Origin of the sequence: Actinomadura syzygii (assembly GCF_008085905.1) — a bacterium.
GTDB classification, from domain to species: domain Bacteria; phylum Actinomycetota; class Actinomycetes; order Streptosporangiales; family Streptosporangiaceae; genus Spirillospora; species Spirillospora syzygii.
This window is the reverse complement of the sequence record NZ_VSFF01000001.1, coordinates 557058-580236: the sequence shown is the minus strand read 5'-3', so window position 1 is coordinate 580236 and position 23179 is coordinate 557058. Positions and strand designations below refer to the sequence as shown.

Here is a 23179-nt window from a genome sequence, read left to right as displayed (position 1 = left end):
GGGTGTTGGCGAGGCGTGAGGTCAGGTGCCGAGGATGGCTCGGCAGGTATTGGTGATCAAGGCGTCCACCTGCGGGGGCGGGGGGTGGCGCTCCTGGAGGTGGCGGCGGACGGCGCCGTATGGGACGTCGACCGTGGCGAATAGGAGATCGTCGCGGTCGGTGGTGGGGTGGCGGGTTGTGTAGGCGTCCAGGGCTTGCGTTGGGCGGGTGTTCAGGGTGGCTAGGGCGTCGGTCAGGTCGGTGGGCCAGGTGGGGGCCAGGTCTTGGCGGCGGTAGAGGAGTAGGACGGCGGCCTCGTCCATGTGGGTGCGGCACCAGCGCGGGGTGTGCAGGGCGGCGGATTCGGGGTCGTCCGCGTTCAGGGCCTCGATGAAGCCTTCCTGGAAGCGGCGGACGGTGCGCGTCCACAACGTCGCCAGGAGCAGGTCGCGGGAGCCGAAGCGGTGGTAGAGGGAGCCGGACGGGGCGCCGAGCCGTCCCGCGATGGCGGCGATCGTCGCGGCGGCCGGGCCGTCCTCGGCGGTGACGGCGAGGGCCGCGTCGAGGATCTGGTCCTGGCCGAACTTCGCCGGTCTTCCCAAGGGGCGCCTCCCGATGCTAGTAGTGGAGCATTCTAGAACATCTTCTCTAAAACGAGGTGCCCATGTCAGCGGAGACGGATCTCGTCGCACGGTTCTACGGCGCCGCGCAGGCGGGGGACGGGGCGGCGATCCTGGCCATCCTGCATCCGGGGTTCGAGGCGCACACCGCGCCGGGGCTCCCGTGCGGGGCGGGCGGGACCTTCCACGGGCCGCACGAGACGCTCGCCAAAGTGTGGGGCGCGGTGTTCGCCGAGTTCGACACGGCTCCGTACGCCGAGTCCTGGCACGAGACGACGGACGGAATGGTCGTGGTCACCGGCCACTATCGGGGTGCTTCGCGGGCGACGGGACGCGAGTACGAGGCCGAGTTCGTCCACCTGTGGCGGGTCACGGGCGGGCTGATCTCTTGGCTGCACCAGTACACCGACACCGTGCGATGGCACGAGGCCGTTAGCCCGGTGTAGCTCAGGAGTAGAAGGTGACCAGGTCGCAGTAGGGGATGTCTTCGTCTTCCATTCCGTCGGCGAAACGGTTGAAGTGCACTACCTCTTCGGCGGCCGTGATGACGGTGTGGGTCAGGGCCTTGTGGTCGGGGTCCGCGAGGCGGTCTTCGGCTGCTTGGTAGGCCGTTAGGAGGGCGGCTACCTCGGGTGCTGGGAGGTGTCCGATGGACGGGAGGTCGGACGGGTAGGGCGTGCCCGTGAACGGGGAGTTGCACATGAAACCCAAGGGGGCCAGCTCGGCCGGGACGCCCAGGCTTTTCAGCTCGCGGCTCGCCTCGTCCAAGAACTGGGCGCCCAGTCTCATCGGGCCGAAGTCGAAGCGTTTCGATTCGAGTTGCTCGATGACGATTTCCCAGGCGTGGCCGTAGGCGTTTCCGGCGTCCGGGTCCTTCGGACGGTCGTGCAGGATGTCCTCCAGCGCCTCGGTGACCGTGCGCGAGCCCTTGACGTAGCCTTCCGCGTCGACGGCGGCGGCCTGCGTCCGGGACTCCTCGGCCAGCCAGACATTCGTCGGCCGGACCAATATGTCGAGCGTCGCGAGGCTGACGCTGTACAACCTGAGCTGCGTGCTCACGCTCCCGAACCTCCTCGTGCGGCAGTGATCATTCCTAGCAGCTCGACGCCCGGCGGGTTCGGGGAATGAGGCCATTCAGCCGAGCGTGGCTAGGGCCTCGTCCAGGGCTTCGGGGAGGTCCAGGGACGGGTCGTCCGACCAGCGGAGCATCAGGTCGAGCATGATGCCGAAGGCGGCGCCGGTCAGCGTGCGGATCTCGGGCAGGGGGCGGCCGGTGCGTTCGGCGAGAATGGCGGTCACCGTGCGCATGGTGTCGATGAAGCTGCCGAACGCGACGCCGCGCAACGCGGGAACGGACAGGATCAGCACGGTCCGGTCGTGCCCCGCGGCGAGGTCGTCGGCGGAGAAGCCACCGAGCACCTCCCGCATCGCGGCGCGCAGTGCCTGGATGGGAGGCAGGTCCGGGGGCTGGGCGCGGAGCGACTCGAAGAACACCGGGTCGGTCTCGTCGGTGATGACGAGGTCTTCCTTGGTGGGGAAATAGCGGAAGACGGTGGTGTGCGCGACCTCCGCCGCCTGCGCCACCTGCTCGACGGTGGTCGACTCGTAGCCCTGCTCGCGAAACAGGCGAAGCGCCTCCCGCTGGATCGCGGCCCGCGTCCTCGCCTTCTTCAGTTCCCGAAGGCCCTGCTTGGCCGCCATGCCCCGCCTTCCCCGCTTTTCCGCTAGCCCGTTTCCGCCGCCGAGCCTACCGGCGCGCCCTCCACGTCCACCTGCGGCAGGACGCGGTCGAGCCGCGCGGGCAGCCACCATCCGGCGCTTCCGAGCAGGGACATCACGGCGGGCACGATCGTCAGCCGGACGACGAACGCGTCGAACAGCACGGCGGCGGCGAGCGCGAAGCCGAACGACTGCACCATCGGGGTGTCGGACAGGACGAAACCCCCGAACACACTGATCATGATGATCGCGGCGGCGGTGACGACGCGGGCGCCGTGCGCGAGGCCGGTGGCGGCGGCCTCGGCGGGCGCGGCGCCGCGCACGTGCGCCTCCCGCATCCGGGTGACGAGGAAGACCTGGTAGTCCATGGCCAGGCCGAACACGAGGCCGATCAGCATGACGGGCAGCAGGTTCACGATGATGCCGGACGAGTGGACGACGCCGAGCGCGTCCAGCCACCCCCACTGGAACACCGAGACGACCGCGCCGAACGTCGCGGCGACGCTCAGCAGGAAGCCGAGCGTGGCCTTCAGCGGCACCGCGATCGACCGGAACACGAGCGTGAGCAGGATGAACGCCAGTCCGATCACGACCGCGAGGTAGGGGACGAGGGCGTCGGCGAGCTTGGCCGACGTGTCGATGTCGATCGCCGTCCGGCCGGTGACCGCGACGCCGTCGCCGTGGAAGCGGTCGCGGATGTCGTTGATCAGCTTCTCGGTGTCCGCGCTGGTCGGGCCGCTCGCGGGGACGACGTTCAGCAGCGCCGTGTCGCCGGTCCGGTTGAGCAGCGGTTCGCCGACCGACGCCACGCCGGGGAGCGACGCGGCCTCCCGCGCGACCTGGCCCGCGGTGGTTCTCGTGTTTCGCGGGGGCTGGACCACGAGCGTCAGCGGTCCGTTGATCCCCGGGCCGAAGTCCGCGGCGAGCAGGTCGTAGGCCGCACGTTGCGTGGTTCCGGACGGGGCGGTCCCGTCGTCCGGCAGGCCGAGGCGCAGGCCGAGCGCGGGCGCCGCCGCGACGGCCAGCCCGGCGACCGCCACGGCCAGGACGGGGACCGGCCGCGCGGTGACGAACCGGGCCCAGCGCCGTCCGGCCGGGTCCGCGGCGGGAGGACGACCGCCCAGCGCGCGACGTCCTGCGAACCCGAGCAACGCGGGCAACAGCGTCAGCGCGACCGCCACGGCGACGGCGACCGTGAACGCGGCGGCCAGGCCGAGCTTCGTCAGCACGGGGATGTCCACGACGGCGAGGCCCGCGAGCGCGATGATGACGGTGAGCCCGGCGAACACGACGGCGGACCCGGCGGTGGCGGCGGCGCGTCCGGCCGCGTCGGCGGGGGCGTGGCCGTCCTGGACCTCCTCGCGGTAGCGGGAGATGATGAACAGCGCGTAGTCGATCGCGACGGCGAGGCCGAGCATGAGCGCGAGCGCCGAGGCGTCGGAGCTCAACTCGACCACGGCGGTCGCGGCGCTGATCGCGGACAGCCCGATCGCGATCCCGGCGGCGGCCGTGAGCAGCGGCAGACCGGCCGCGACGAACGAACCCAGCGTGACGAACAGGACGACCGCCGCCACCGCGACGCCGAGCAGCTCCCCGGCGCCCTCCTCCGGCGGCGCGACCGCGTCGCCGCTCATCTCCACCCGCAGGCCGGGCACGGTCGCGGCGGCGCGCAGCGCGGCGCGGTCGGCGCCGGTCAGCTCGTACTCGGGGACGCGGTAGGCGACCTCGGCGAAGGCGGTTCGTCCGTTGCGCGAGACGGTTGCCGGGGAGACCTCCGCGACTCTCGGCGCCGACCTGATGCGGTTGATCGCCTGGTCGACGGACGCCTTCGGGAGTGCGGCTCCGGCACGCTCGCCGGTGAACACGACCTTCGCCGCCGCGTTCCGGGCCTCGGCCTGTGGGAACCGGTCGGCGAGCAGGTCGTTCGCGCGTTGCGACTCGGTTCCCGGGACGGAGAACGTGTCGGGGGCCGGTTCGGCCAGCGTCGCGCCGCCCAGCAGGGCGGCGGTGAGCAGCCCGGTCCAGGCCAGCACCACCGCCAGCCGCCGCCGGAAGCAGAACCGGCCGAGCCGTCCCAGGAACGCAGACATGACACACACTCCCTTTCGCTATCACGATAGGAAGTGTTAGTCAGCTAGCGTTTTTTGTCAACCGGTGTACGGCGGGGCGACGCCCCAGCTCCAGTGCGGCATGGGCGCCTCCAGCGGCGGTTTCGCGTCCGGCTGGGAGTTGGCGAGGGCGATGCGCGTCCCCCACTCGATGTAGGACGCGAACGCGGCGCGGAACTCGGGGTCGTCCGGGAGCCCGACCTCGTCCGCGGCGTCCATGAGCAGCGACACCCAGCGGCGCCGCCGCGCCTCGGTGATCGCCTTGCCGAGGTGCTGCCGGACCATGTGGTGGTAGCCGCCGCGCTCCCCGCTGTAGCGCTCGGGCCCGCCGAACACCTCACCAAGCCAGATCGCGACCCACTTCGGATGGTCCGGCGACATGTGTTCGAACAGGGGCCTGAGCAGGTCGTCCTTCAAAACGTTCGTGTAGAAGACCTCGGTGAGCCGCTCCAGCGCGTCGCCGCCGCCCGCCCAGTCGTACATCGTCGGGACGGACCCGCCCGCGCCCCGCACCGGCGTCCGCTCGTAGTGCCGCATCTCTTCGATCTGCTGTACGTACGGCTTGATCTCGGCGAAGAAGGCGGGGAAGTGCTCGCCGCCGCGGAAGCCCTTCATGTGGTCGTCGGCGGACGTCCAGCCGATGCGCAGGACGTAGCACTCGGGCTCGTCCACGCACCGGGACAGCTCGTAGTCCACGCACTGCGGCGCGGCGGCGAGGGAGGCGGCGGCCCGCGCGTACGCCTCCTCGAAGGCCCCGGACTCGGCCGGGTCGATGCGGTAGCGGATGTACTCGACGATCATGTGTCCCCCATGAATGCGACCGGTCGGGTAATCACAGTAATCCTGTAATCACCCGACCGGAAGCGGGGATGATCAATGCCCGAACGATCAGTCCCCGAAGGATCAGTCCTTGGCGGCCGACGATCGCCGGAACAGCGCGACCGCCCCGGCCGCCGCCGCGACGACGACCGCGATCAGCCCGATCCACAGCCAGCCGGACGAGCCGCCGCCCGAGTCGTCGGACGACGACACCGCCCCGGCCTGCGACGGCGCGGCCTGCGACGGCGTGGGCTGTGCCTGCGGCGGCGCCGGCTGCGCGGCGCCCCCCGGCGATCCCTTCACGGTGAACGTGTAGGTGCCCGAGACCGGGTGCCCGTCGGCCGACACGACCCGCCAGGCGACCGTGTACTTGCCGTTCGGCAATGTCCCGGGGACCGCCTGCGTGACCTTGTTGTCGACGGCGCGCGCCGATTCCCCCTGGTACTGCCTGCCGGACGCGTCCGAAAGGATCACCTTCGGCAGCCGGACCGACTCGGAGTATTCCAGGACGACCTGCGTCGGCGACGCGACCGACGCGTTCTTCGCGGGCGTCGCACCGGTCAGCGCGGTATGCGCCGAAGCCGAAACCGCGGACAGCGCGAGAACCGTCCCGACCGCGAGAACACCCGCTCCCGCTCGCGCGGCCGCCCGGGTCATGACCGGGTCCTGGCGCGGGTGAGGGCGAAGGCGGCGGCGAGGAGGCCGAGGGCGCCGACGCCGATGCCGACGCCGCCGAGCAGGCGGGCCGTCCCGTCGTCGGACGAGGCCGTGGCCTGCGGCTTCACCTGCGCGGTCAGCCCCGCCTGCGCGGTGCCGCCCGCCTCCTGCTTCGGGACGAGTTTCAGCGCGGGCGCCGGATGCTCGGGCTCGTTCGGCCCGTCGACCGGGTTCTCCTCCCACTTGACGACCTCGCCGTTGGAGTACGTCTGGTCGGTCTTGAACACGAGCTGGTCGGTGTCGGTGGGCAGCGGGCCCATCGAGACGTCGAACTCCTGGAACTGCCCGGCCTCGATCTTCCCGCCCGTCCAGGTGATCTTGCTGACGGCCTCGGTCAGCTCGCCGCCCTCGGTCTTGATCGGCTGTGCCAGCTTCGCCTTCTCGACCTTCGCCGTCCAGCCGGGCAGCGGACGGACCGACACCGACGACAGCGGATGGTCGGCGGGCAGGTTCACCACGAGCTTCGTCGTCGAGGCGTCGTCGCGCTCGTTCGGCACCCGGAACGAGATCTTGGCGTACGAGCCCTTCTCGGCGGTCTTCGGATTGGCGGTGACGTGCGCGGACGCGGCGGACGCGAGGCCGAGTACGGACGCGGCGCTCAACGCGGCGACCGCGCCGACCCGGCGGGCGACCGGGCGGGAGGCATGCGAAAGGAAAGCCATGACGGAACTCCGTTCGAGTCGTACGGAAAATCCGGAAACGCCGATCGGTCGGCGTCCGGTGACGTACGGCGCTCGATTCGTCCGCCTAGCGGACGGCGAGCGCCCTCGAACGCGGCGGGGGACCCCGCCGGACGACCTGGTGCCGCAGCACACGTCCGACCGCCGGGACCGCGTCCGCCGCCGGGACGGCGAACACCGCGCGCGGCGGGCCGCCCACCGGACGGGCGGCGAGGGCGAGGAGCGCGAGCAGCAGCCGGATCGGACGGTCCGCCGCCCCGGCGGCCCGCCGTGCCAGCGCCCACGCCGTCCGCTCGCCGCGCCGCAGCCACCACGCGGCGACCAGCGCGGCGACCGTGTGCGCGAGCGTCATCGTGATCCCGCCGGAGCCGTGCGCGACCGGCGTGAGGACCTCCGCGCTCGCCCCGTGCACGGCGGCACCGTGCATGGCTGGGTCATATGCGGCGGGGTCGTGCGTGAGGGGCGCGGCCCGCTGGACCGAGCCCGCGGTCGTCGCGGCCGTGAACAGCGTGTGCAGCGCGAACTGCCCGCCGAGGAGCCCGCCCAGGATCGTCGGCAGCGAGCGCTCGTGGCCCGCGAGCATGAGCGTCACGCCGAGTACCGCGCAGAATCCGGCGCCCGCCGTCCACACGGGGACGGGCGCACCCGAGGCGAGGACGTGCCCGCTGGTCGCCAGCACGACGCACACGGTGGCGAACACCACCGCGCGCGCGGTTCGGAAGCCCGGGAGCGGGGGACGCGGGGACATGGCGTTGACCATCGTCCCACCGCCTCCCCGGGCTGGGTACCCCACCCCTGTGATCAATCTCGCCACGCCCAACATATTGGGGTTGCGCAAAGATCGTCGACTAGATGTAGGGTTCAGTCCCGTGCTGGTTCGCCCCCGCCGCCCAGGCGGGGGCGTCGCAAGAGGGAACCCGGTGTGAGTCCGGGACTGCCCCGCAGCGGTGAGTGGGAACGACCGCCGTCATACGCACTGGGCCGCACGGCCCGGGAAGCGACGGCCAGTAGGACGCGCCCTCCTCCGGGTCTCCGGAGAGGCGCCGTGCCCGCGAGTCCGAAGACCTGCCAGCGCGCGAGGAGGCCGGGCGGCCGCGCCGCGGCGAGGTTCGCCTGACCGACCTCTTCACGGGTCTGGGGGACGTCCCCCAGGCCGGACACGTCCAGGTCTCGCGGGTGGGCCGAGGGGCGGAGCGCGGCGTGCCGTCGCGTGCCGTTCGCATGCCCTCCGCGAGGCGGCTCGCGAGGGGAGACGCACGTGACACAGGCTCTGGCCGCGCCGCCGGCGGCGGAGATCGCCGCCGAGGTCGAGGCGGCCTGCGACGGGATATCGGGGGTGGACGCGGGACGGCTGCTCGTCCGCTCGGGGGACGCGCTCGACGCCGCCGCGCTGCGGGATCTCGCGATCGGCGAGGCGAGCGCGCTCGTCCCGGCCGAACCGGGATACTCCCGGGTCGCCGCGCGGCTGCTCGGCAACCGGATCCGGGACGAGGCCGCGGCCGCCGGGGTCGGCGCGTTCGCCGAGTCGGTGGCCGCCGCGCACCGGGAGGGCCTGCTGGCCGACGCCCCGGCCGCGTTCGTCGCGGCGAACGCGGCGGCGCTGGACGCGCTGATCGACGAGTCCGCCGACGAGCGCTTCGAGTACTTCGGGCTGCGCACCCTCTATGACCGTTACCTGCTTCGGCATCCGCGGTCGCGGCTCGTCCTGGAACGTCCGCAGCATTTCCTCCTGCGCGTGGCGTGCGGCCTGGCCTACCCCGACGAAACCGGGGCCGATGGTGTGGCCGAGGCGGGCGAGCTGTACGGGCTGCTCAGCACGTTGTCGTATCTGCCCAGCTCACCGACGTTGTTCAACTCGGCGGCGCGGCGTCCGCAGCTCTCGTCCTGCTTCCTGCTCGACTCGCCGCGCGACGAGCTGGAGTCGATCTACGAGCGGTACGGGCAGGTCGCGCGGCTCAGCAAGTACGCGGGCGGCATCGGGATCTCGTGGACGCGGATCCGGTCGCGGGGCTCGCTGATCCGCGGGACGAACGGGCACTCGAACGGGATCGTCCCGTGGCTGCGGACGCTTGACTCGTCCGTCGCCGCCGTCAACCAGGGCGGCCGCCGCAAGGGCGCGGCCTGCGTCTACCTGGAGCCGTGGCACGCCGACGTCGAAGAGTTCCTGGAGCTGCGCGACAACACGGGCGAGGACGCGCGCCGCGCCCACAACCTCAACCTCGCCAATTGGATCCCGGACGAGTTCATGCGCCGCGTCGAGTCCGACGGGACGTGGTCGCTGTTCGATCCGAAGGAGGTCCCCGAGCTGACCGACCTGTGGGGCGAGGAGTTCGACGAGGCGTACCGGGCGGCGGAGCGGGCGGGGCGGTTCGTCCGCCAGGTCCCGGCCCGCAAGCTGTACGGGCGCATGATGCGGACGCTCGCCGAGACCGGCAACGGCTGGATGACCTTCAAGGACGCCGCCAACCGCGCCTGCAACCAGACCGCCGGGGGCGGGGTCGTCCACCTGTCGAACCTGTGCACGGAGATCCTGGAGGTGACGGGCGACAGCGAGGCGGCCGTCTGCAACCTCGGCTCGGTGAACCTCGCCGCGCACGTCGGCCCGTCGGGGGTCGACTGGGAGCGGCTGCGCGCGACCGTCCGCACCGCCGTCCGTTTTCTGGACCGGACGATCGACCGCGGCTTCTACCCGACGCCCGAGGCGGAGGCGGCGAACCGCAAATGGCGTCCGGTCGGGCTCGGCGTGATGGGCCTAGCGGACGTCTTCTTCACGCTCCGCCTCCCCTTCGACTCCGATGAGGCGCGGGCTTTGTCGACGCGCATCGCGGAGGAGATCGCGCTCGCCGCTTATGGCGCGTCCGCCGAACTGGCCGCGTCGGACGGCCCGCTGCCCGCTTATGAGCAGACGCGCACCGCTCGCGGGTTCCTCCATCTCGACCATTTCCCGGACGCGACGCCGGAACGTTCTGATGAATGGGAGCGGCTGCGCGCGAAGGTCGCCGAGGTCGGGCTGCGCAATTCGCTGCTGATCGCCATCGCGCCGACCGCGACGATCGCGTCCATCGCGGGATGCTACGAATGCATCGAACCGCCGGTGTCCAACCTGTTCAAGCGGGAGACGCTGTCCGGCGAGTTCCTGCAGATCAACGCCTATCTGGTGGACGACCTCAAATCGCTCGGGCTGTGGACGCCGGACGTCCGCGAGGCGATCAAGAAGGCGAACGGCTCCGTCCAGGGGCTGGTCGGCCTTCCCGAGGAAATGCGCACCCTGTACCGGACGGCCTGGGAACTGCCGCAGAAGGCGCTGATCGACCTCGCCGCCGCGCGCACGCCGTACATCGACCAGTCGCAGTCGCTGAACCTCTTCATGGAGACGCCGACGATCGGGAAGCTCTCCTCGATGTACGCCTACGCCTGGCGCAGCGGCCTCAAGACGACCTACTACCTGCGCTCGCGCCCCGCCACTCGAATCACCCAGACGACCGTGCTCCAAACGGCCGCCGAGGTGTGCTCCTTGGAGAACCCCGAGACCTGCGAGGCGTGCCAGTGAGCGACCGAAACGGAAAGCGCGGCATGCTGCTCGACCCCGGCATGGACCTGACGCTGCGTCCCATGCGCTATCCCGATTTCTACGAGCGCTACCGTGCCGCCATTCGCAACACGTGGACGGTGGAGGAGGTGGACCTCGCCTCCGACCTGGCCGACCTCGCACGGCTGACGCCCGCCGAACTGCACCTGGTCAACCGGCTCGTGGCGTTCTTCGCCACCGGCGACTCGATCGTCGCGAACAACCTCGTGCTGAACCTCTACAAGCATGTCAACGCGCCCGAGGCGCGCCTCTACCTCTCCCGGCAGCTTTTCGAGGAGGCCGTTCACGTCCAGTTCTATCTGACCCTGCTCGACACCTACCTGCCCGACCAGGACGAGCGGGTCAAGGCGTTCGCCGCCATTGAGCACATCCCGTCGATCCGAGCCAAGGCGGAGTTCTGTTTCCGCTGGATCGACTCGCTCGCTTCCCTGGACGAGTTGCGCACGGCCGCCGACCGCCGCGCGTTCCTGCTGAACCTCATCTGTTTCGCTGCGTGCATCGAGGGACTGTTCTTCTACGGTGCGTTCGCCTATGTGTACTGGCTGCGGTCGCGCGGGTTGCTGAACGGCCTCGCGTCCGGAACCAACTGGGTTTTTCGGGATGAGTCGATGCACATGGAGTTCGCCTTCTCCGTGGTCGACACCGTCCGGGCGGAAGAACCCGAGCTGTTCGACGCCGCCATGACCGAGCAGGTGACGACGATGCTCGAAGAGGCCGTCCAGGCGGAACTCGACTTCGCCCGCGACCTGTGCGGAGACGGGGGAGGGCTCCCGGGCATGAACGCGGACGACATGCGCGACTACCTGGAATACGTTGCGGACCAGCGGCTCGCGCGGCTCGGCCTGCCCGTCCGGTACGGGACGCCGAACCCGTTCGCGTTCATGGAGTTGCAGGACGTCCAGGAGCTGTCCAACTTCTTCGAGCGCCGCGTCTCCGCCTACCAGATCGGCGTGGAGGGCGCCGTCACCTTGGACGAGGCGTTCTGACCCTCGCCGCCGCCCTGGTTCTCCGGACGTGAGGGATATCTCAACGTTCATCTACTTGACGATGAGGCTCGCGTGACACAATCTCTTAACGTTGAGATTATCAATGATGATCCGTGGAGCTGAGTCCGGTGAACCGCATCGAATCACCCGCGTCCGCCGCGCCCGCCGCCGCCGACCAGGTGCCGCTCCGGCGGTGGCTGGCCGTGGTGGCGGTCGCGGTCGGGACGTTCCTCGTCGTCACGGCCGAGCAACTGCCCGTGGGCCTGCTGACCTCCGTCGGCGGCGACCTCGGGGTGTCCGAGGGCACCGCCGGCCTGATGATCACCGTGCCGGGGCTGGTGGCGTCCGCCGGGGCGCTGCTGGTCCCGGTCGTGATCGGACGGGCGGACCGCCGCACCGTCCTGCTCGCGCTGATCAGCCTGATGGTGGTGGCGAACGCGCTGTCGTTCCTGGCGCCCGACTTCCCGGTTCTGCTGGCGTCGCGCTTCCTGGTCGGGGTCAGCATCGGCGGGTTCTGGGCGCTGGCGGCGGGGATCGCCGTCCGGCTCGTCCCGGAGAGCCACGTTCCGCGCGCCACGTCGATCGCCTTCGGCGGGGCGACCGCCGCGAACGTCCTCGGCGTCCCCGCCGGGACGCTGATCGGCGGGCTCACCGACTGGCGCATCGCGTTCCTCACCCTGGCCGGGCTGGGGCTGCTGGCCGTCGCCGCGCTGTTCGTGCTGCTGCCCGGCATCCCCGCCACCGGCTCCATCCGGCTCGGCGCGCTGCTCTCGCTGTTCGGCGACCGGTTCGTCCGGGCCGCCACGATGTCGACGTTCCTGCTGGTCAGCGGGCATATGGCGGCGTACACGTTCGTCAGCCCCATCCTCCGGGACATCTCCGGCGTCGACGAGGACCTGATCGGCCCGCTGCTGCTCGTGTTCGGCGCCGCCGGGATCGTCGGGACGTTCGTCGCCGGAGCCGCCGCCGGACGCAACGTGCGGGCCACCGTCGCCGTGGTCGCCGCGCTGCTCACCGCCGTCCTGGCGCTGTTCCCACTGCTCGGCGGGACCGCCGTCACCGGGACCGCCCTCCTGGTCCTGTGGGGGCTGTCGTTCGGGAGCGTCCCGGTCGGCGTCCAGATGTGGATCTTCAAGGCCGCGCCCGACCACGCCGAACCCGCGACGGCCCTCAACACGGTCGTGTTCAACCTGGCCATCGCGCTCGGCGCGCTGTTCGGCGGTTTCGTGGTGAACGGCGCGTCCACCAAGGCCGTCCTGTGGTTCGCCGCCGTCCTGACCGTGCTGACCTTGGCCGCCGTCCAAAGCACGCGGAGGGCCGGAGCGCGCTGAGGGCCTCCGGGCGCGGCGGGCGGGACGGGGCGGATGTTCCGAACTTTCCTGAGTGGGCAGACGTTGAACCGTCAAGCCAAGGCCGAGGAGGAAGAAATGGCTTCCGTCATCGACCGGATCAAGCGATTCATGCGCAGCCCGCAAGGACAGAAGGCGCGGGCCAGGGCGGAACGTCTCGCCCGGGACCCGCGCAACCAGGCCAAGGCCCGCCGCCTCCTGGCCCGCTTCCGCGGCGGCCGCCACTGACCCAGTCCAGCGGCTGCTGTGTTCAGCAACTAGCCGAACTCAGCAGCTGCCGTGCTCGCCGCGGAGGCTGGCGTTGAGGGCCTCGGCGAGCTTTTCCGGTGAGGGCTCGGGGGCGTCGGGACCGCTGTCGAGAACGGCGTCGGCGCATCCGCGGAAGGTCTCGCTGAACTGGCTGTAGTGCGGCGTGATCGGCCGGGGATGCGCCTTTTCCATCGCCGCCTTCAACTCGACGATGAACTTGTTCCGCCGCTCGGGCGTCGGTTGCTCCTCCGGTTCGAGCCGGGCGCCCTGCTCCTGGCACGGGTTGTCGTTCAGGGCCGACTTCCGCGTCGGCGGATATCCGCCGCAGACGAAGAGCCGGTTCTCCGACGTCTTGCCGGTGAGGAAATAGACGAGTTCCCCGGCCTCCTCCTTGTGCCGTGAGTAGGCGGAGACGGCGAGGTTCTGCCCGCCGAGCACGCTCAGGCCCGGCGCCGGGAGCCGACTGACCTCGAACCTGTCGCGGACCCGGGGATCGGCGAAGAGGGAGCGGAAGACGAAGGGCCAGTTGCGCATGACGGTCCCGTCCGGAGCCTGCGCGAACATCTCGATGCTGTCCAGCTCGTCCGAGGTCCGGGGGTCCTTGGCCATTCCCCCGGCGCCGGCCCGGGCCCGCTGGTGCTCCAGCCCGGCCTTGAGGTCGCGCAGGCCGGGGAGGATGCTCTCGCGGGCGTCATCGACGGTGACCTTCGTGTCGGTGCCCATCAGCACCGGGGGACGCCGTTGCTGCTCGTTCCTGTTCCATACCGCGTCCAGGGCATTGACGGTCAGGCCCTCGTAATCGACGAGCTGTGTGGCATAGCCCGCGTTAACCAGCGCCTCCCAACTGCCGGGAACGGCCTTTCCTTTCCCCTTGACGTAGAGCAATCCCGCATCGGTCGTCCAGGGAACCGCGTACTGCTTGCCCTGCCATTTGCCCGACTCTCGGGGAGGATCGAAGAAGTCGTCCGGGTCTTCCATCCACGTCGATTTGATCGGTTCGAGGTGGCCGCCCTCGGCGAACTCCGCCGTTCCGGGGGTGTCGAGGATCAGGACGTCGTAGAGGCAGCTCCGCGCTTGCGCCGCGGCCGCGAGCTGGCTCCGCTGCTGGTCGACCTTCAGCCCGACCTCCATCAGCGTGACCTTGGAGCCGTGCCACTGGTTCCAGAGCTTCAGCAGGCCCCGCCGCTGGAAGCCGAGGCTGACGTCGCTGTCCACACCGATGACGAGGCCGTTGTGCTCACCGCAGCCGAGACCGGGCTCGGCGGAGCGCACGCCCGCCACCCGGTCCATGACGAGCCACGTCGGCGCGACCGCCACCAGGGACGCGACGGCGACGGCGAGCGTGCGCCTGCTGATCGTCATGACGGCGTGCTCTCGATGACGCTGGAGATGATCTTGCCTGCCGCGTCGGCCGCGGTGCCCGCCGATCCGTCGATGCACGGCTCGCCGACCGCGTCGCCGATCGCCTTGGCGGGCCCGGCCGAGCATCCGTCCGGCCCCACGGAAACGACGAGGACCCGCAGGTCGGACTGTGCCTTGTCGCCGCGGAGCCGCTCCGCGAGCTTGCCCGGCGAGTACCGCGCACCCGCGTTGGTGCGCGCCGTCTGCCCGTCCGTCAGCACCACCAGATGCTGGACGCCGGGTCGCAGCGTGCCCCGCATCGAGTCGACGGCGTCGGCGAGCGCCCGGTCCCCGCCGCGGAGTGTGATCTTCCGGATGCCCGCCTGCAGAGCGTTCTTCTGCTCCTGCTGCTTCGGACCGGTGGCGATGGTCACGGGCTGCTCGAACGCCACCGGCGCCGGGCTGGAGAACGTCGCCCATCTGATCTGGTCGCGCGTCCGGGCGGCGGCGACGATGCGCTGCGCGATGTCCTGCGCGCGTGGAAGCGCGGGCTTCGCCGTCTGCCCCATCGAACCCGAGATGTCGAACGCCAATGTCAGAACGGCGTTGGGACGGGCCGCCTCATAACATGCACGGGCCGCTTTCAGCGACTCGACGCATCCTTTGGCGCCTTTCAGCCCTTCGTGCGGCGGCATTCTCGGCGGAACCGCGTTGTTGCGCGTGGGATCCGTCAGCACCCCGAGCGCCGTCTTGGGCCCGGTCGGCGCCGACCCGTTCGCGTCGCGGAAGCCCTCCTCGGTCGGCGGATGCGACGCGAGCCAGTCACGGAATTCGCTGATCGCCGCCCGCCGTTTCTCGCTGTCCTCGCCCGGCCAGCGCACTTGGACGATGGGGTGGTCCAAGACGGGTAACTCCTCGGTGTAATACGGGACGAGCCGCTTCGCCGCGGCCGCGTTAGCGAGAGGCGGGCAGGCCGTTCCCAGTTCCTTGTTCCGCGCGTAGTCGGCCAGCGTGTTCTCGGGCACGACCACGGCGATCCCGCCGGGAGGCGCGCTCGACTGCTCCCGGAACCGGCACAGCAGCGCGGTCGCGTCGCCGGGGACCAGGCGGTCCTTGTTGAGGAACCGTTCCGCCGCCCCGTCGCCGGACGCCAATGCCTGATAAAGGGCGGGCGTGGCCGCCAACGCGGATTCGGAGGTGTCGGGCAGTGCCCGCGCGAGCGGATCCAGAACGCCCTGCTGGCGGAGCCGGTTGAGGACGGACTGAAGACCCTCCGGACCGGTCGAACCGCTGCCCCGATAAGCGTCACTGAGAGAGGCCACGACCATGGGAGAAGTCCCGGCGGTCTTCTTCTCGTCCAAGTCGAGAAGTGCCTTTTCACGGAGCCCGTCACCCTGCCCATCGCCCTGCGCCTCGTCCAGGTGAGCGATGACGTCCTTCGCGGCGAGCGTCGTCTGCGGGATCCAAAGGTCGGGACGCGGGCCGAGCATCGGCACACGCTCGGACGTGTCCCCCTCCACGCCCGGCTCCAGCCAGCCGTTGGCGAATCCCTCGCGCAGATCGGAGATCGAGGAATTGGCCGTCATCGTGATCGTGGCCTTGCGGCACCCGTCCCCGGACTTGTCCTCCACGTACCGATGCGCCGCCGCCTTCAACGCGGTCAGGCTTTCCGGCGAGACGGTGACTCGCACATCGGCGGGTTCGCAGGACTTCCCGGAGGCCCCATTCGTGACGAAAGACCAGTGCACCGCCGTCCAGACGAGCACCGTGGCCAGGATCGCCGGAATCGCGCGGGCCGACTGGTGCAGCAGCAGCGCGCAGATGCGGCCTAATCGCCTGAGGAACGCCCTCGGGAGATCGCGCTTCGGCACCCGGTCGCGCAAGGTGAGGCCGAGCGTCATGACGAGCGGGACGGCGACCAGAACGCCGATGAAGAGAAGCAGCCGGTTCCGGAAGGAAAGGTCGGCTCCAAGGGCGGCGGCGATGCCGCCCGTCCCGCCGACCCACCCGAGCCAGCCGAACAGCCGCTCACGGCGCGCTTTGCCGCCGTCGGGGCCTCCCGGGGCGTCCACGGCCATGCCCACTCCCATCACGCGGATGCGGCGCTGCGCGGATTCCCCGATCGGCGTGTTCCCCAATCGGCGTGCCGCCCGTTACTTCGGCACAAAAGAGTCGTGCGGCACAGCTCGCGAACGTCGGAGGCCGCACCCCTTCGCGCATCTGTGGGAGCCGATTGTGCAGGACGTTCGCACTATCTGGCAACGGAACCGACCGACCCGGTCGCCGTCCCTCGCCACCGATAGTTCCGATATTCACGCGCCTTAACCCGTGACGCCAAGGATTCGCTCAACCATATAAGCGAAAGCGCCGATTCCCCCGTCCCCGTCCAACCCCGGACCGCAACCGGCCGCGCCACTCGCCCCGACCTGCGGTGATCATTGAGCCGTCGGCGGAGAGACAGGACCGTGGAACGTCCAAATTCGCCGCCTGCGGCGCGGACCAAGGAGAACCGAAGAGAACGCCCCCGCGCGAAGCCCCGGCGCTCGCCCACGACATCGAGCGGCGGCTTGGTAGAATGACGGGAAACAAGGAGCCTTCCGCGTCTGTGCGGAAGGCTTTTTTGCGTTCTCGTACCTCACTCCGAATGCACGAGGGGAACCGCTATGCCTGCGATGTCCGTGCGCCGCGCGAACGCGGCAGACCGCCTTGTCATGGAGCGGCTTTGGTTGATGTTCCGGCATGACCTGTCCGAGTTCCGTTCCGTGCTGCCCGACTCCGGCGGCGGGTTCCGCGACGACCGGCTCCGCGCGTCCTTCCGTGATCCCGACTGGTCGCCCTATCTCGTGACGGGCGGGGAAAGCCCGGTCGGAATGGCGCTGGTTCGCGGGCTGAGCGGCAGCGTCCGCGTGCTGAGCGAATTCTTCATCGTGCGCGGCGCGCGGCGGGCCGGGGTCGGGTTGAGCGCCGCCCGCGAGGTGCTCGCCCGGCATCCCGGCCCCTGGGAGATCGCCTTCCAGGACGACAACGTGCCCGCCGCCCGTTTCTGGCGCCGTCTCGCCGCCGACGTCTCCGGGGACGCCTGGACAGAGGAAAAGCGCCCCGTACCCGGCCGCGACGACCTGCCGCCCGACGTCTGGATCCGGTTCGAATGCTGAGAAAACCCTGGTCCGAGCCGCACCATGCGGCTCGGACCTCTAGAAGACGGACGGTTCACCGCGTCCGGGCGCTCCGGAGCAGCACGATGCTCACCGCCAGCAGCCAGTAGCTGAGGATCGCGCCCATCATGGCCGTGGTCCCCCAGCCGTTGGCGGCGTAGAAATGCGCGGGCGTGTTACCGAAGAACAGGGACGGGACGAACGCGAGATTGATGCCCGCGAGCGCATAGGTCCCCTTGACCGTCCAGGACGGGAGAAGCCGCGTCCGTGCGATCGCGTACGCCGTCGCGCCGAGGAATATCGCCAGCAGCATGCGTCCGATCGTGCCGTAGAGGATGTAGGTGCCGGTGACCGTGATGGTCGGGTCGATCGGCTTGTCGGACGCGATGACGGCCCCCGCCTCAAGCCCGCTCGACACGAGCGTGACGACCACATAGGCCAACCCAGCGGACGAAAGAAGATTGGCGACCCATTCGCACTCCGGGTTCACCTTCTTGATGAGGTCCCGGAGGCCGGAGACGAACACGAGCAGGAACCCGAGGCCGAGGATCCCGAACAGGAGGCGGGTCAGCACATTGGACTGCGGCGGCTCGTCCGAGTACACGAAATAGAGCGGGACCTCGACGATCAGGGCGGCGGAGAAGGCGATTCCCGCGATCGCGGTGAAACGCCGGGCGACGATTTCGTTCATGCCATTGATGGTGGTGCGTCCCGGTCCTCCGGTCGGTGGGCGTGGGGAGCGTCTCGCGGTAGACCTACCCCCACCGTCCGCCACGCCTGCTGCTAGCTGGACGCACCTGCAACTCATTTGCAATAGTGGCCGTATGGCTGACTACACGCTTCCCGACCTGCCGTACGACTACGCCGCCCTGGAGCCCGCCATCACGGGCGAGATCCTTGAGCTGCACCACTCCAAGCACCACGCCGCCTACGTCAAGGGCGCGAACGACACGCTGGAGCGGCTGGCCGAGGCGCGCGACAAGGAGCAGTACGGCGGGCTGGTCGGTCTGGAGAAGACGTTCGCGTTCAACCTGTCCGGGCACGTCCTGCACTCGATCTTCTGGGACAACCTCTCGCCGGACGGCGGGGACCGTCCCGACGGCGAGTTGTCCGCAGCCATCGACGAGCATTTCGGGTCGTTCGACGCCTTCCGCAAGCAGCTCACGACGGCGACGTCCACCGTGCAAGGGTCGGGCTGGGGAGTGCTGGCCTGGGAGCCCTTGAGCAAGCGCCTTGTCGTGGAACAGGTCTACGACCACCACGGCAACGTCGGCATGAACACCACACCGCTGCTCGTCTTCGACGCCTGGGAGCACGCCTACTACTTGCAGTACCGCAACGTCCGTCCGGACTATGTCGAGAAGCTCTGGTCGCTCGTCAACTGGACGGACGTCAAGACCCGCTTCGACTCCGCCCGAAGCTGACCGTCCATCAAGGGCGGTCGATAGACCACGGCGCCCTCTAGGCCGGGATCGTGCTCAGAACCCTTTCCTTGCGGCCTGGAGGGCGTCGTGCCGTACCCGCGCCCAAGTCGCCCGTCGGATGACGGATTCGCCGCGCCCCTCCCCGCGTCTAGCCTCACCAGCCGGAGGACGACGCCGAAGGAGGAACGCATGGCTCACGCCACCGTGTCGCCACCACCGGACGCGAAGGCCCTGCATGATGCGAGAGCACGGCAGGACGCGAACGCACCGCAGGACGCGGCCCTGTCTGGTGGGTTGGCACAGTCCGATGATGGGGCGCAGTCCAAGGTCGCAGCGTTGCGCGAGGCGCTCGCCGCGCTGCCCGGGGCCGTCGTCGCCTACTCGGGCGGCGTGGACAGCTCCCTGCTCGCCTACCTCGCGCACCAGGAGCTCGGCGACCGGGCCCTCGCGGTGACGGCCGACTCCCCGTCCCTCGCGCGGTCCGAGCTGGCCGACGCCCGCGCGCAGGCCGAACGGCTCGGGCTGCGGTACCGCGTCGTCCAGACCCAGGAGTTGGACGACGAGCGCTACACGGTGAACCGCGGCGACCGCTGCCGGTTCTGCAAGGAGGAGCTGGTCTCGGTGCTGTCGGCGGTCGCGGCGGAGGCGGGGGACTGGCCCGTCCTGCTCGGCGTCAACACCGACGACCTCGGCGACCACCGTCCGGGGCAGGCCGCCGCCCGCCGCATGGGCGCGAAGTTCCCCATGGTGGACGCCGGGCTCAGCAAGGCCGACGTGCGCGGCGCCGCCCACGAACTCGGGCTGCCGACGTCCGACAAGCCCGCGTCGGCGTGCCTGTCGTCCCGCCTCGCCTACGGGGTGACGGTCACCCGGGAGGCGCTGCGCCGCGTCGAGGACGCCGAGGACGCCCTCCGCCACGCCGGTTTCGGCGGCCGCTTCCGCGTCCGCGACCAGGGCGGCGACCTCGCCCGCATCGAACTGGAGGCCGCCGACATCCCCCGCGCCGCGACCCACGCGAGCGAGATCGTCGCCCTCCTCAAGGACGCCGGTTTCCGCTACGTCACCCTGGACCTGGAGCCCTACCGCCAGGGCAGCCACAACGCCGTCCTCGGCCTCCCCCGCCTCCGAACGGCCACCCCATGACCAGCCCCACCCCCACCAATCCCACCCCCACCAACCCAATCCCAACCTCTGGGGTGGCGGCTGATGCGGTCGAGGAGTTGGGGTTCGCGCGGGTCGATATCGGACGGGGGCGGCGGCGGGGACATCCCGAGGCCGTCTACTGCGAGGGGAAGACCGTCGCGGAGGTCGTCGCGATCGCGCGGAGCCTCGTCGGGTCGGGGGCGGAGAACGTGCTCGCGACGCGGGCGTCCGACGAGACGCTCGGCGCGCTGCGCGCCGCGTTCCCCGGGACGGTCGTGCACGAGCGCGCCCGGCTGGCCGTCCTCGCCCCGGCGGCCCGGTCGGGTACCGGACGGGTGGACGTCGTGTGCGGGCGTCCCGAGGACGAGCCCGCCGCCGAGGAGGCCGCCCTCGTCGCGGAGGCGATGGGGAGCCGGGTCGTGCGTCGCTACGACGCGCCCGTCCACGACCCCGCCGCCCTGCCCGGCTGGCTCGGGCTCGGACTCGGGCTCGGACTCGGCGAGCAGGACGCGCCCGCCGTCTTCGTCGTCGCGGACGGCACCGGCGGCGCCCTTCCCACCCTCGTGTCCGGCCTGGTGGACCGCATGGTCATCGCGCTTCCGACATCGGCGGGCGGCGCCCTGCCGGGCCGGGCGGCCCTGCTGTCCGCGCTGAACTCCTGCTCGCCGGGCGTGGTCGCCGTCAACATCGACAACGGCTACGGCGCCGGCTACTCCGCCCACATGATCAACACCCCCCGCGCCGCCGATGCGGTGATGGCATGAGTCGTCCGATCGTCGCCGTCGCCGAGGCGGGCGGGTTGGGGCCTGATCAGGTGCGTGACCGGGTCAAGGAGTTGCTGGCCCGGGACGCTGAGGTCGCGTTCCTGCGGCGGGCTTCGGCGGGGCGGTTCGAGGCGGCTCGGGAGGCGGCGCCGGACGCCGTGTTCCACGCGCGGTCCGGGCTCGTGGTGCTGACGCGGCCGCGTCCGCCCGTGCCCTTCCCGGTCGCCGTGGTCTCGGCGGGGACGGCCGACCTGCCCGTCGCGGAGGAGGCGCTCCAGGCGGCGGCGGCGTTCGGGCTGTCGGTGACGCTGACCGCGGACGTCGGCGTGGCGGGGCTGCACCGGCTGCTCGCCGTCCGGGAGCGGCTCGACCAGGCGCGGGTCCTGATCGTCGCGGCGGGCATGGACGGCGCGCTGCCGTCGGTGACGGCGCGGCTCACGTCCCGTCCGGTGATCGCGGTGCCGACCAGCGTCGGCTACGGCAGTTCGGACGGCGGCCTCGCCGCGCTCGCGGCGCTGCTCGCGTCCGGCGCGCCGGGCCTCGCCGTGACCGGCATCGACGACGGCCTCGGAGCCGCGGTACTAGCCCGGAGGATGCTCACATGACCGCTCAGCCCGACCAGATCGCCCAGCACCAGCAGATCGCCCAGCACCAGCAGATCGCCCAGCCCGACCAGATCGCCCAGCCCAAGCGGATCGCCTATTTCCACTGTTTCGCCGGGATCGCGGGCGACATGGCGCTCGGCTCGCTGCTCGACGCGGGCGCCGACCTCGGCGAGGTTCGCGCCATGTTGAAGGGGCTGGACGTTCCCGGCTGGTCCCTCGACACCGAGCGGGTGTCGCGGCGCGGCATCGCGGCCACCCGCGCGATCGTCGGAGTCGAGGACGACGCCGTCGCACGGAACCATTCCGTCATCGCGGACCTCATCGGGTCCGCGCCGCTGCCCGGCCGGGTCCGTGATCGCGCGCTCGCCGTGTTCCGGACGCTCGCCGAGGCCGAGGGCGCGGTGCACGGGACGTCCCCGGACGACGTCCACTTCCACGAGGTCGGCGGGCATGACGCCATCGTCGACATCGTCGGAACCTGCGCCGCCCTCGAAACCCTCGGCGTGGACGAGGTGCAGGCCGCGCCGATCCCCGTCGGACGCGGCTTCATCCGCTGCCGCCATGGCCTGATCCCCAACCCGGGACCCGCCGTCGTCGAACTGGTCGCCCGCGCCCGCGCGCCCATCCAGGGACACGACGTCGAAGCCGAGATGGCCACTCCGACCGGCGCCGCGCTGCTCGTCACCCTCGCCGCGCGGTTCGGGGCGATGCCGTCGATGACCGTCACCGGCAACGGCTTCGGCGCGGGGACCAAGGTCTTCGGCGAATTCCCGAACGTGACCCAGGTCGTCCTCGGCGAAACCACCTGACCACCGCCCAGGACCGGCACCAGCCGCCAAAGTCCGTGGCTGGACTGCCAAGTCCGGGACTAGACGCTCAAGACCGCGACCAGTCGCCCAGGTCTGGGGACTGGGCGGGGCGCCGCCGAGCTTCGTTGGTCGGCGGCGCGCCCACGTTTCGCGGGGTGGGACGGGGGCGGCGCTGAGCCCCCGGTGAGCGGGTCCCGCCTACTTGCGGCGCCAGATGCGGTTGTGGCGGGTGGACGGGGCCTGCGGGCGCGTGGCCTCCCACTTGCGGCGCCATTCGGAGGCGTCGGGGCCGCGCGGCGCGCGGCGGCGTTCGGTGGCGTGCAGGGACGCCCACCAGCCCTCGTCGTGCTCGACCCACAGGCGGCCGACCGCGTCCTCAAGGCGGGCGTTGAACGCGCTGGTCGACTCGTCCTCGCCGGGGACGAGCGGACGCCCGTAGCGCACCGACACCACCGGGCGGCCCTTCTTCGGCCAGAACCCGCCGCGCGGCATCGCCTGGTACGTGCCGCGCAGCACCAGCGGGACGGCCGGGACGTCCAGCTCGCGGCACAGCAGCGACGCGCCCATCCGGAACCGGCGCGCGAAGCCGTCCGTCGAGCGGGTGCCCTCCGGGTAGATGAGCAGGCTCCAGCCGTCCTTGATCAGCTCCGTCGCCAGGTCGAGCGAGTTGCCCGCGCCGCGCCGTTCGATCGGGAACGCGTTGAACGTCAGCGCGGTCGCGACGGCGCGCCAGCGGGCGTCGAAGAAGTAGTCCGCCGCCGCGGCGACCGCGACGCGCCGCCGCAGCCGGACGGGCAGCGACCCGAGGATCAGCGGCGTGTCCAGGTGGCTCGCGTGGTTCGCGACGAACACGACCGGGCCGCGGAGCTCGTCGAGGATGTCGGCGCCGTGGATCTCGGGGCGCGTCTGGCTCCACGTGAGGGTCCGCAGGACGCCGTCGAACACGACCTTGCGGGCCGCGATGGCGGCCGGCGTCCGCGCCCAGTCGGTCGGGAACGCGCGCGGCGGCGGGCTCACCGACCACGGCTGCGCCGAGCGCGGCGCGGGCGCGCGGCCGCGCCAGTCGCGGCCGCGGCGCAGCAGCCGGACCTCCTCGATGAGCTTCATCCGGCCGCCTTTCCC

At 71.0% G+C, this 23179-nt stretch carries 23 protein-coding genes and 1 riboswitch; of the genes, 11 read left to right on the top strand and 12 right to left on the bottom strand.

The features are described from left to right. Positions 1 to 21 precede the first annotated feature (21 nt). Positions 22 to 582 carry a TetR/AcrR family transcriptional regulator gene (locus FXF65_RS02875; RefSeq protein ID WP_187412053.1) on the bottom strand — a complete coding sequence of 187 codons (561 nt, stop codon included), beginning with the start codon at positions 580 to 582 and terminating at the stop codon, positions 22 to 24. Positions 583 to 644: 62 nt separating this feature from the next. Here FXF65_RS02875 and FXF65_RS02870 point away from each other — a divergent pair, with 62 nt between their 5' ends. Continuing rightward, the gene (locus FXF65_RS02870) at positions 645 to 1046 is read left to right on the top strand and encodes a nuclear transport factor 2 family protein (protein WP_148348078.1); all 402 of its coding nucleotides are present in this window, start codon (positions 645 to 647) and stop codon (positions 1044 to 1046) included. 1 nt (position 1047) lies between these two features. Here the strand turns inward: FXF65_RS02870 and FXF65_RS02865 are convergent, their stop codons facing one another. The 7 genes from FXF65_RS02865 to FXF65_RS02835 all read right to left on the bottom strand — a co-directional run bounded on the left by FXF65_RS02865 (position 1048) and on the right by FXF65_RS02835 (position 7391). After that, complete coding sequence (locus tag FXF65_RS02865; protein ID WP_148348077.1) at positions 1048 to 1659, bottom strand: DUF7691 family protein; 612 nt, start codon at positions 1657 to 1659, stop codon at positions 1048 to 1050. Positions 1660 to 1734: 75 nt separating this feature from the next. Then, positions 1735 to 2301, bottom strand: coding sequence for a TetR/AcrR family transcriptional regulator (locus FXF65_RS02860; protein WP_148348076.1), 567 nt, complete (start codon positions 2299 to 2301; stop codon positions 1735 to 1737). A gap of 23 nt (positions 2302 to 2324) precedes the next feature. After that, complete coding sequence (locus tag FXF65_RS02855) at positions 2325 to 4409, bottom strand: MMPL family transporter (RefSeq protein ID WP_148348075.1); 2085 nt, start codon at positions 4407 to 4409, stop codon at positions 2325 to 2327. Between the two features lie 57 nt (positions 4410 to 4466). Continuing rightward, positions 4467 to 5228 (bottom strand): group II truncated hemoglobin, encoded by a 762-nt coding sequence (locus FXF65_RS02850; RefSeq protein WP_148348074.1) that lies wholly within the window; start codon positions 5226 to 5228, stop codon positions 4467 to 4469. A gap of 102 nt (positions 5229 to 5330) precedes the next feature. Next, complete coding sequence (locus tag FXF65_RS02845; RefSeq protein ID WP_148348073.1) at positions 5331 to 5903, bottom strand: copper resistance CopC family protein; 573 nt, start codon at positions 5901 to 5903, stop codon at positions 5331 to 5333. Continuing rightward, positions 5900 to 6625, bottom strand: coding sequence for a YcnI family copper-binding membrane protein (locus tag FXF65_RS02840; RefSeq protein ID WP_148348072.1), 726 nt, complete (start codon positions 6623 to 6625; stop codon positions 5900 to 5902). The genes FXF65_RS02845 and FXF65_RS02840 overlap by 4 nt, the downstream gene beginning before the upstream one ends. 85 nt (positions 6626 to 6710) lie before the next feature. After that, positions 6711 to 7391 (bottom strand): hypothetical protein, encoded by a 681-nt coding sequence (locus FXF65_RS02835; RefSeq protein WP_148348071.1) that lies wholly within the window; start codon positions 7389 to 7391, stop codon positions 6711 to 6713. 108 nt (positions 7392 to 7499) lie between these two features. Then, positions 7500 to 7730, top strand: a riboswitch (cobalamin riboswitch). A 171-nt stretch (positions 7731 to 7901) separates the two neighbouring features. Between FXF65_RS02835 and FXF65_RS02830 the strand changes: the two genes are divergently transcribed. The 4 genes from FXF65_RS02830 (at position 7902) to FXF65_RS43455 (ending at position 12795) form a co-directional block, all read left to right on the top strand. Further along, positions 7902 to 10193 carry a ribonucleoside-diphosphate reductase subunit alpha gene (locus tag FXF65_RS02830; protein ID WP_148348070.1) on the top strand — a complete coding sequence of 764 codons (2292 nt, stop codon included), beginning with the start codon at positions 7902 to 7904 and terminating at the stop codon, positions 10191 to 10193. Further along, entirely contained in the window at positions 10190 to 11218 is a 1029-nt protein-coding gene (locus FXF65_RS02825) for a ribonucleotide-diphosphate reductase subunit beta (protein ID WP_246198308.1), read from the top strand. The genes FXF65_RS02830 and FXF65_RS02825 overlap by 4 nt, the downstream gene beginning before the upstream one ends. Before the next feature lie 113 nt (positions 11219 to 11331). Beyond that, positions 11332 to 12549, top strand: coding sequence for an MFS transporter (locus tag FXF65_RS02820; RefSeq protein ID WP_148348069.1), 1218 nt, complete (start codon positions 11332 to 11334; stop codon positions 12547 to 12549). Positions 12550 to 12645: 96 nt separating this feature from the next. Continuing rightward, positions 12646 to 12795 (top strand): hypothetical protein, encoded by a 150-nt coding sequence (locus FXF65_RS43455; protein WP_187412052.1) that lies wholly within the window; start codon positions 12646 to 12648, stop codon positions 12793 to 12795. A gap of 39 nt (positions 12796 to 12834) precedes the next feature. Here FXF65_RS43455 and FXF65_RS02815 read toward each other — a convergent pair whose 3' ends face one another. Both FXF65_RS02815 and FXF65_RS02810 read right to left on the bottom strand, forming a co-directional pair. After that, positions 12835 to 14178, bottom strand: a complete 1344-nt coding sequence (locus tag FXF65_RS02815) for an extracellular solute-binding protein (protein ID WP_187412051.1) — start codon at positions 14176 to 14178, stop codon at positions 12835 to 12837. Next, the gene (locus FXF65_RS02810) at positions 14175 to 16235 is read right to left on the bottom strand and encodes a vWA domain-containing protein (RefSeq protein WP_187412050.1); all 2061 of its coding nucleotides are present in this window, start codon (positions 16233 to 16235) and stop codon (positions 14175 to 14177) included. The genes FXF65_RS02815 and FXF65_RS02810 overlap by 4 nt, the downstream gene beginning before the upstream one ends. A gap of 651 nt (positions 16236 to 16886) precedes the next feature. On the opposite strand from FXF65_RS02810, the gene FXF65_RS02805 reads away from it, so the two are divergent. Further along, a complete protein-coding gene (locus tag FXF65_RS02805) occupies positions 16887 to 17312 on the top strand; it encodes a GNAT family N-acetyltransferase (RefSeq protein WP_246198345.1) in 426 nt (141 codons plus the stop codon). Positions 17313 to 17367: 55 nt separating this feature from the next. On the opposite strand, the gene FXF65_RS02800 is transcribed toward FXF65_RS02805, so the two are convergent. Continuing rightward, positions 17368 to 18003 (bottom strand): hypothetical protein, encoded by a 636-nt coding sequence (locus FXF65_RS02800; protein ID WP_148348065.1) that lies wholly within the window; start codon positions 18001 to 18003, stop codon positions 17368 to 17370. Between the two features lie 133 nt (positions 18004 to 18136). Between FXF65_RS02800 and FXF65_RS02795 the strand changes: the two genes are divergently transcribed. From FXF65_RS02795 to larC, 5 genes are all read left to right on the top strand, one after another. Next, a complete protein-coding gene (locus FXF65_RS02795) occupies positions 18137 to 18736 on the top strand; it encodes a superoxide dismutase (RefSeq protein WP_148348064.1) in 600 nt (199 codons plus the stop codon). A gap of 189 nt (positions 18737 to 18925) precedes the next feature. Then, positions 18926 to 19879, top strand: coding sequence for an ATP-dependent sacrificial sulfur transferase LarE (gene larE / locus FXF65_RS02790; RefSeq protein ID WP_148348063.1), 954 nt, complete (start codon positions 18926 to 18928; stop codon positions 19877 to 19879). A gap of 53 nt (positions 19880 to 19932) precedes the next feature. Further along, the gene (locus FXF65_RS43450; protein WP_187412049.1) at positions 19933 to 20643 is read left to right on the top strand and encodes an AIR carboxylase family protein; all 711 of its coding nucleotides are present in this window, start codon (positions 19933 to 19935) and stop codon (positions 20641 to 20643) included. Beyond that, complete coding sequence (gene larB, locus FXF65_RS02775; RefSeq protein WP_148348061.1) at positions 20640 to 21248, top strand: nickel pincer cofactor biosynthesis protein LarB; 609 nt, start codon at positions 20640 to 20642, stop codon at positions 21246 to 21248. The genes FXF65_RS43450 and larB overlap by 4 nt, the downstream gene beginning before the upstream one ends. Next, positions 21245 to 22057, top strand: a complete 813-nt coding sequence (gene larC, locus FXF65_RS02770) for a nickel pincer cofactor biosynthesis protein LarC (protein WP_148348060.1) — start codon at positions 21245 to 21247, stop codon at positions 22055 to 22057. Before larB ends, larC begins: the two co-directional genes overlap by 4 nt. A 198-nt stretch (positions 22058 to 22255) precedes the next feature. Here larC and FXF65_RS02765 read toward each other — a convergent pair whose 3' ends face one another. Continuing rightward, positions 22256 to 23164: a lysophospholipid acyltransferase family protein gene (locus FXF65_RS02765; protein WP_148348059.1), complete on the bottom strand. Its 909-nt coding sequence runs from the start codon at positions 23162 to 23164 to the stop codon at positions 22256 to 22258. Positions 23165 to 23179: the final 15 nt, after the last annotated feature.

Bases quoted from the DNA above. Each gene is read 5' to 3' on its own strand.
- FXF65_RS02800 (WP_148348065.1), bottom strand. From the start codon at position 18,003: ATGAACGAAATCGTCGCCCGGCGTTTCACCGCGATCGCGGGAATCGCC.
- FXF65_RS02850 (WP_148348074.1), bottom strand. From the start codon at position 5,228: ATGATCGTCGAGTACATCCGCTACCGCATCGACCCGGCCGAGTCCGGG.
- FXF65_RS43455 (WP_187412052.1), top strand. From the start codon at position 12,646: ATGGCTTCCGTCATCGACCGGATCAAGCGATTCATGCGCAGCCCGCAA.
- larC (WP_148348060.1), top strand. From the start codon at position 21,245: ATGACCGCTCAGCCCGACCAGATCGCCCAGCACCAGCAGATCGCCCAG.
- FXF65_RS02795 (WP_148348064.1), top strand. From the start codon at position 18,137: ATGGCTGACTACACGCTTCCCGACCTGCCGTACGACTACGCCGCCCTG.
- larB (WP_148348061.1), top strand. From the start codon at position 20,640: ATGAGTCGTCCGATCGTCGCCGTCGCCGAGGCGGGCGGGTTGGGGCCT.
- FXF65_RS02835 (WP_148348071.1), bottom strand. From the start codon at position 7,391: ATGTCCCCGCGTCCCCCGCTCCCGGGCTTCCGAACCGCGCGCGCGGTG.
- FXF65_RS02870 (WP_148348078.1), top strand. From the start codon at position 645: ATGTCAGCGGAGACGGATCTCGTCGCACGGTTCTACGGCGCCGCGCAG.
- larE (WP_148348063.1), top strand. From the start codon at position 18,926: ATGGCTCACGCCACCGTGTCGCCACCACCGGACGCGAAGGCCCTGCAT.
- FXF65_RS02805 (WP_246198345.1), top strand. From the start codon at position 16,887: ATGTTCCGGCATGACCTGTCCGAGTTCCGTTCCGTGCTGCCCGACTCC.
- FXF65_RS02855 (WP_148348075.1), bottom strand. From the start codon at position 4,409: ATGTCTGCGTTCCTGGGACGGCTCGGCCGGTTCTGCTTCCGGCGGCGG.
- FXF65_RS02815 (WP_187412051.1), bottom strand. From the start codon at position 14,178: ATGACGATCAGCAGGCGCACGCTCGCCGTCGCCGTCGCGTCCCTGGTG.
- FXF65_RS02860 (WP_148348076.1), bottom strand. From the start codon at position 2,301: ATGGCGGCCAAGCAGGGCCTTCGGGAACTGAAGAAGGCGAGGACGCGG.
- FXF65_RS02765 (WP_148348059.1), bottom strand. From the start codon at position 23,164: ATGAAGCTCATCGAGGAGGTCCGGCTGCTGCGCCGCGGCCGCGACTGG.
- FXF65_RS02840 (WP_148348072.1), bottom strand. From the start codon at position 6,625: ATGGCTTTCCTTTCGCATGCCTCCCGCCCGGTCGCCCGCCGGGTCGGC.
- FXF65_RS02845 (WP_148348073.1), bottom strand. From the start codon at position 5,903: ATGACCCGGGCGGCCGCGCGAGCGGGAGCGGGTGTTCTCGCGGTCGGG.
- FXF65_RS02810 (WP_187412050.1), bottom strand. From the start codon at position 16,235: ATGGCCGTGGACGCCCCGGGAGGCCCCGACGGCGGCAAAGCGCGCCGT.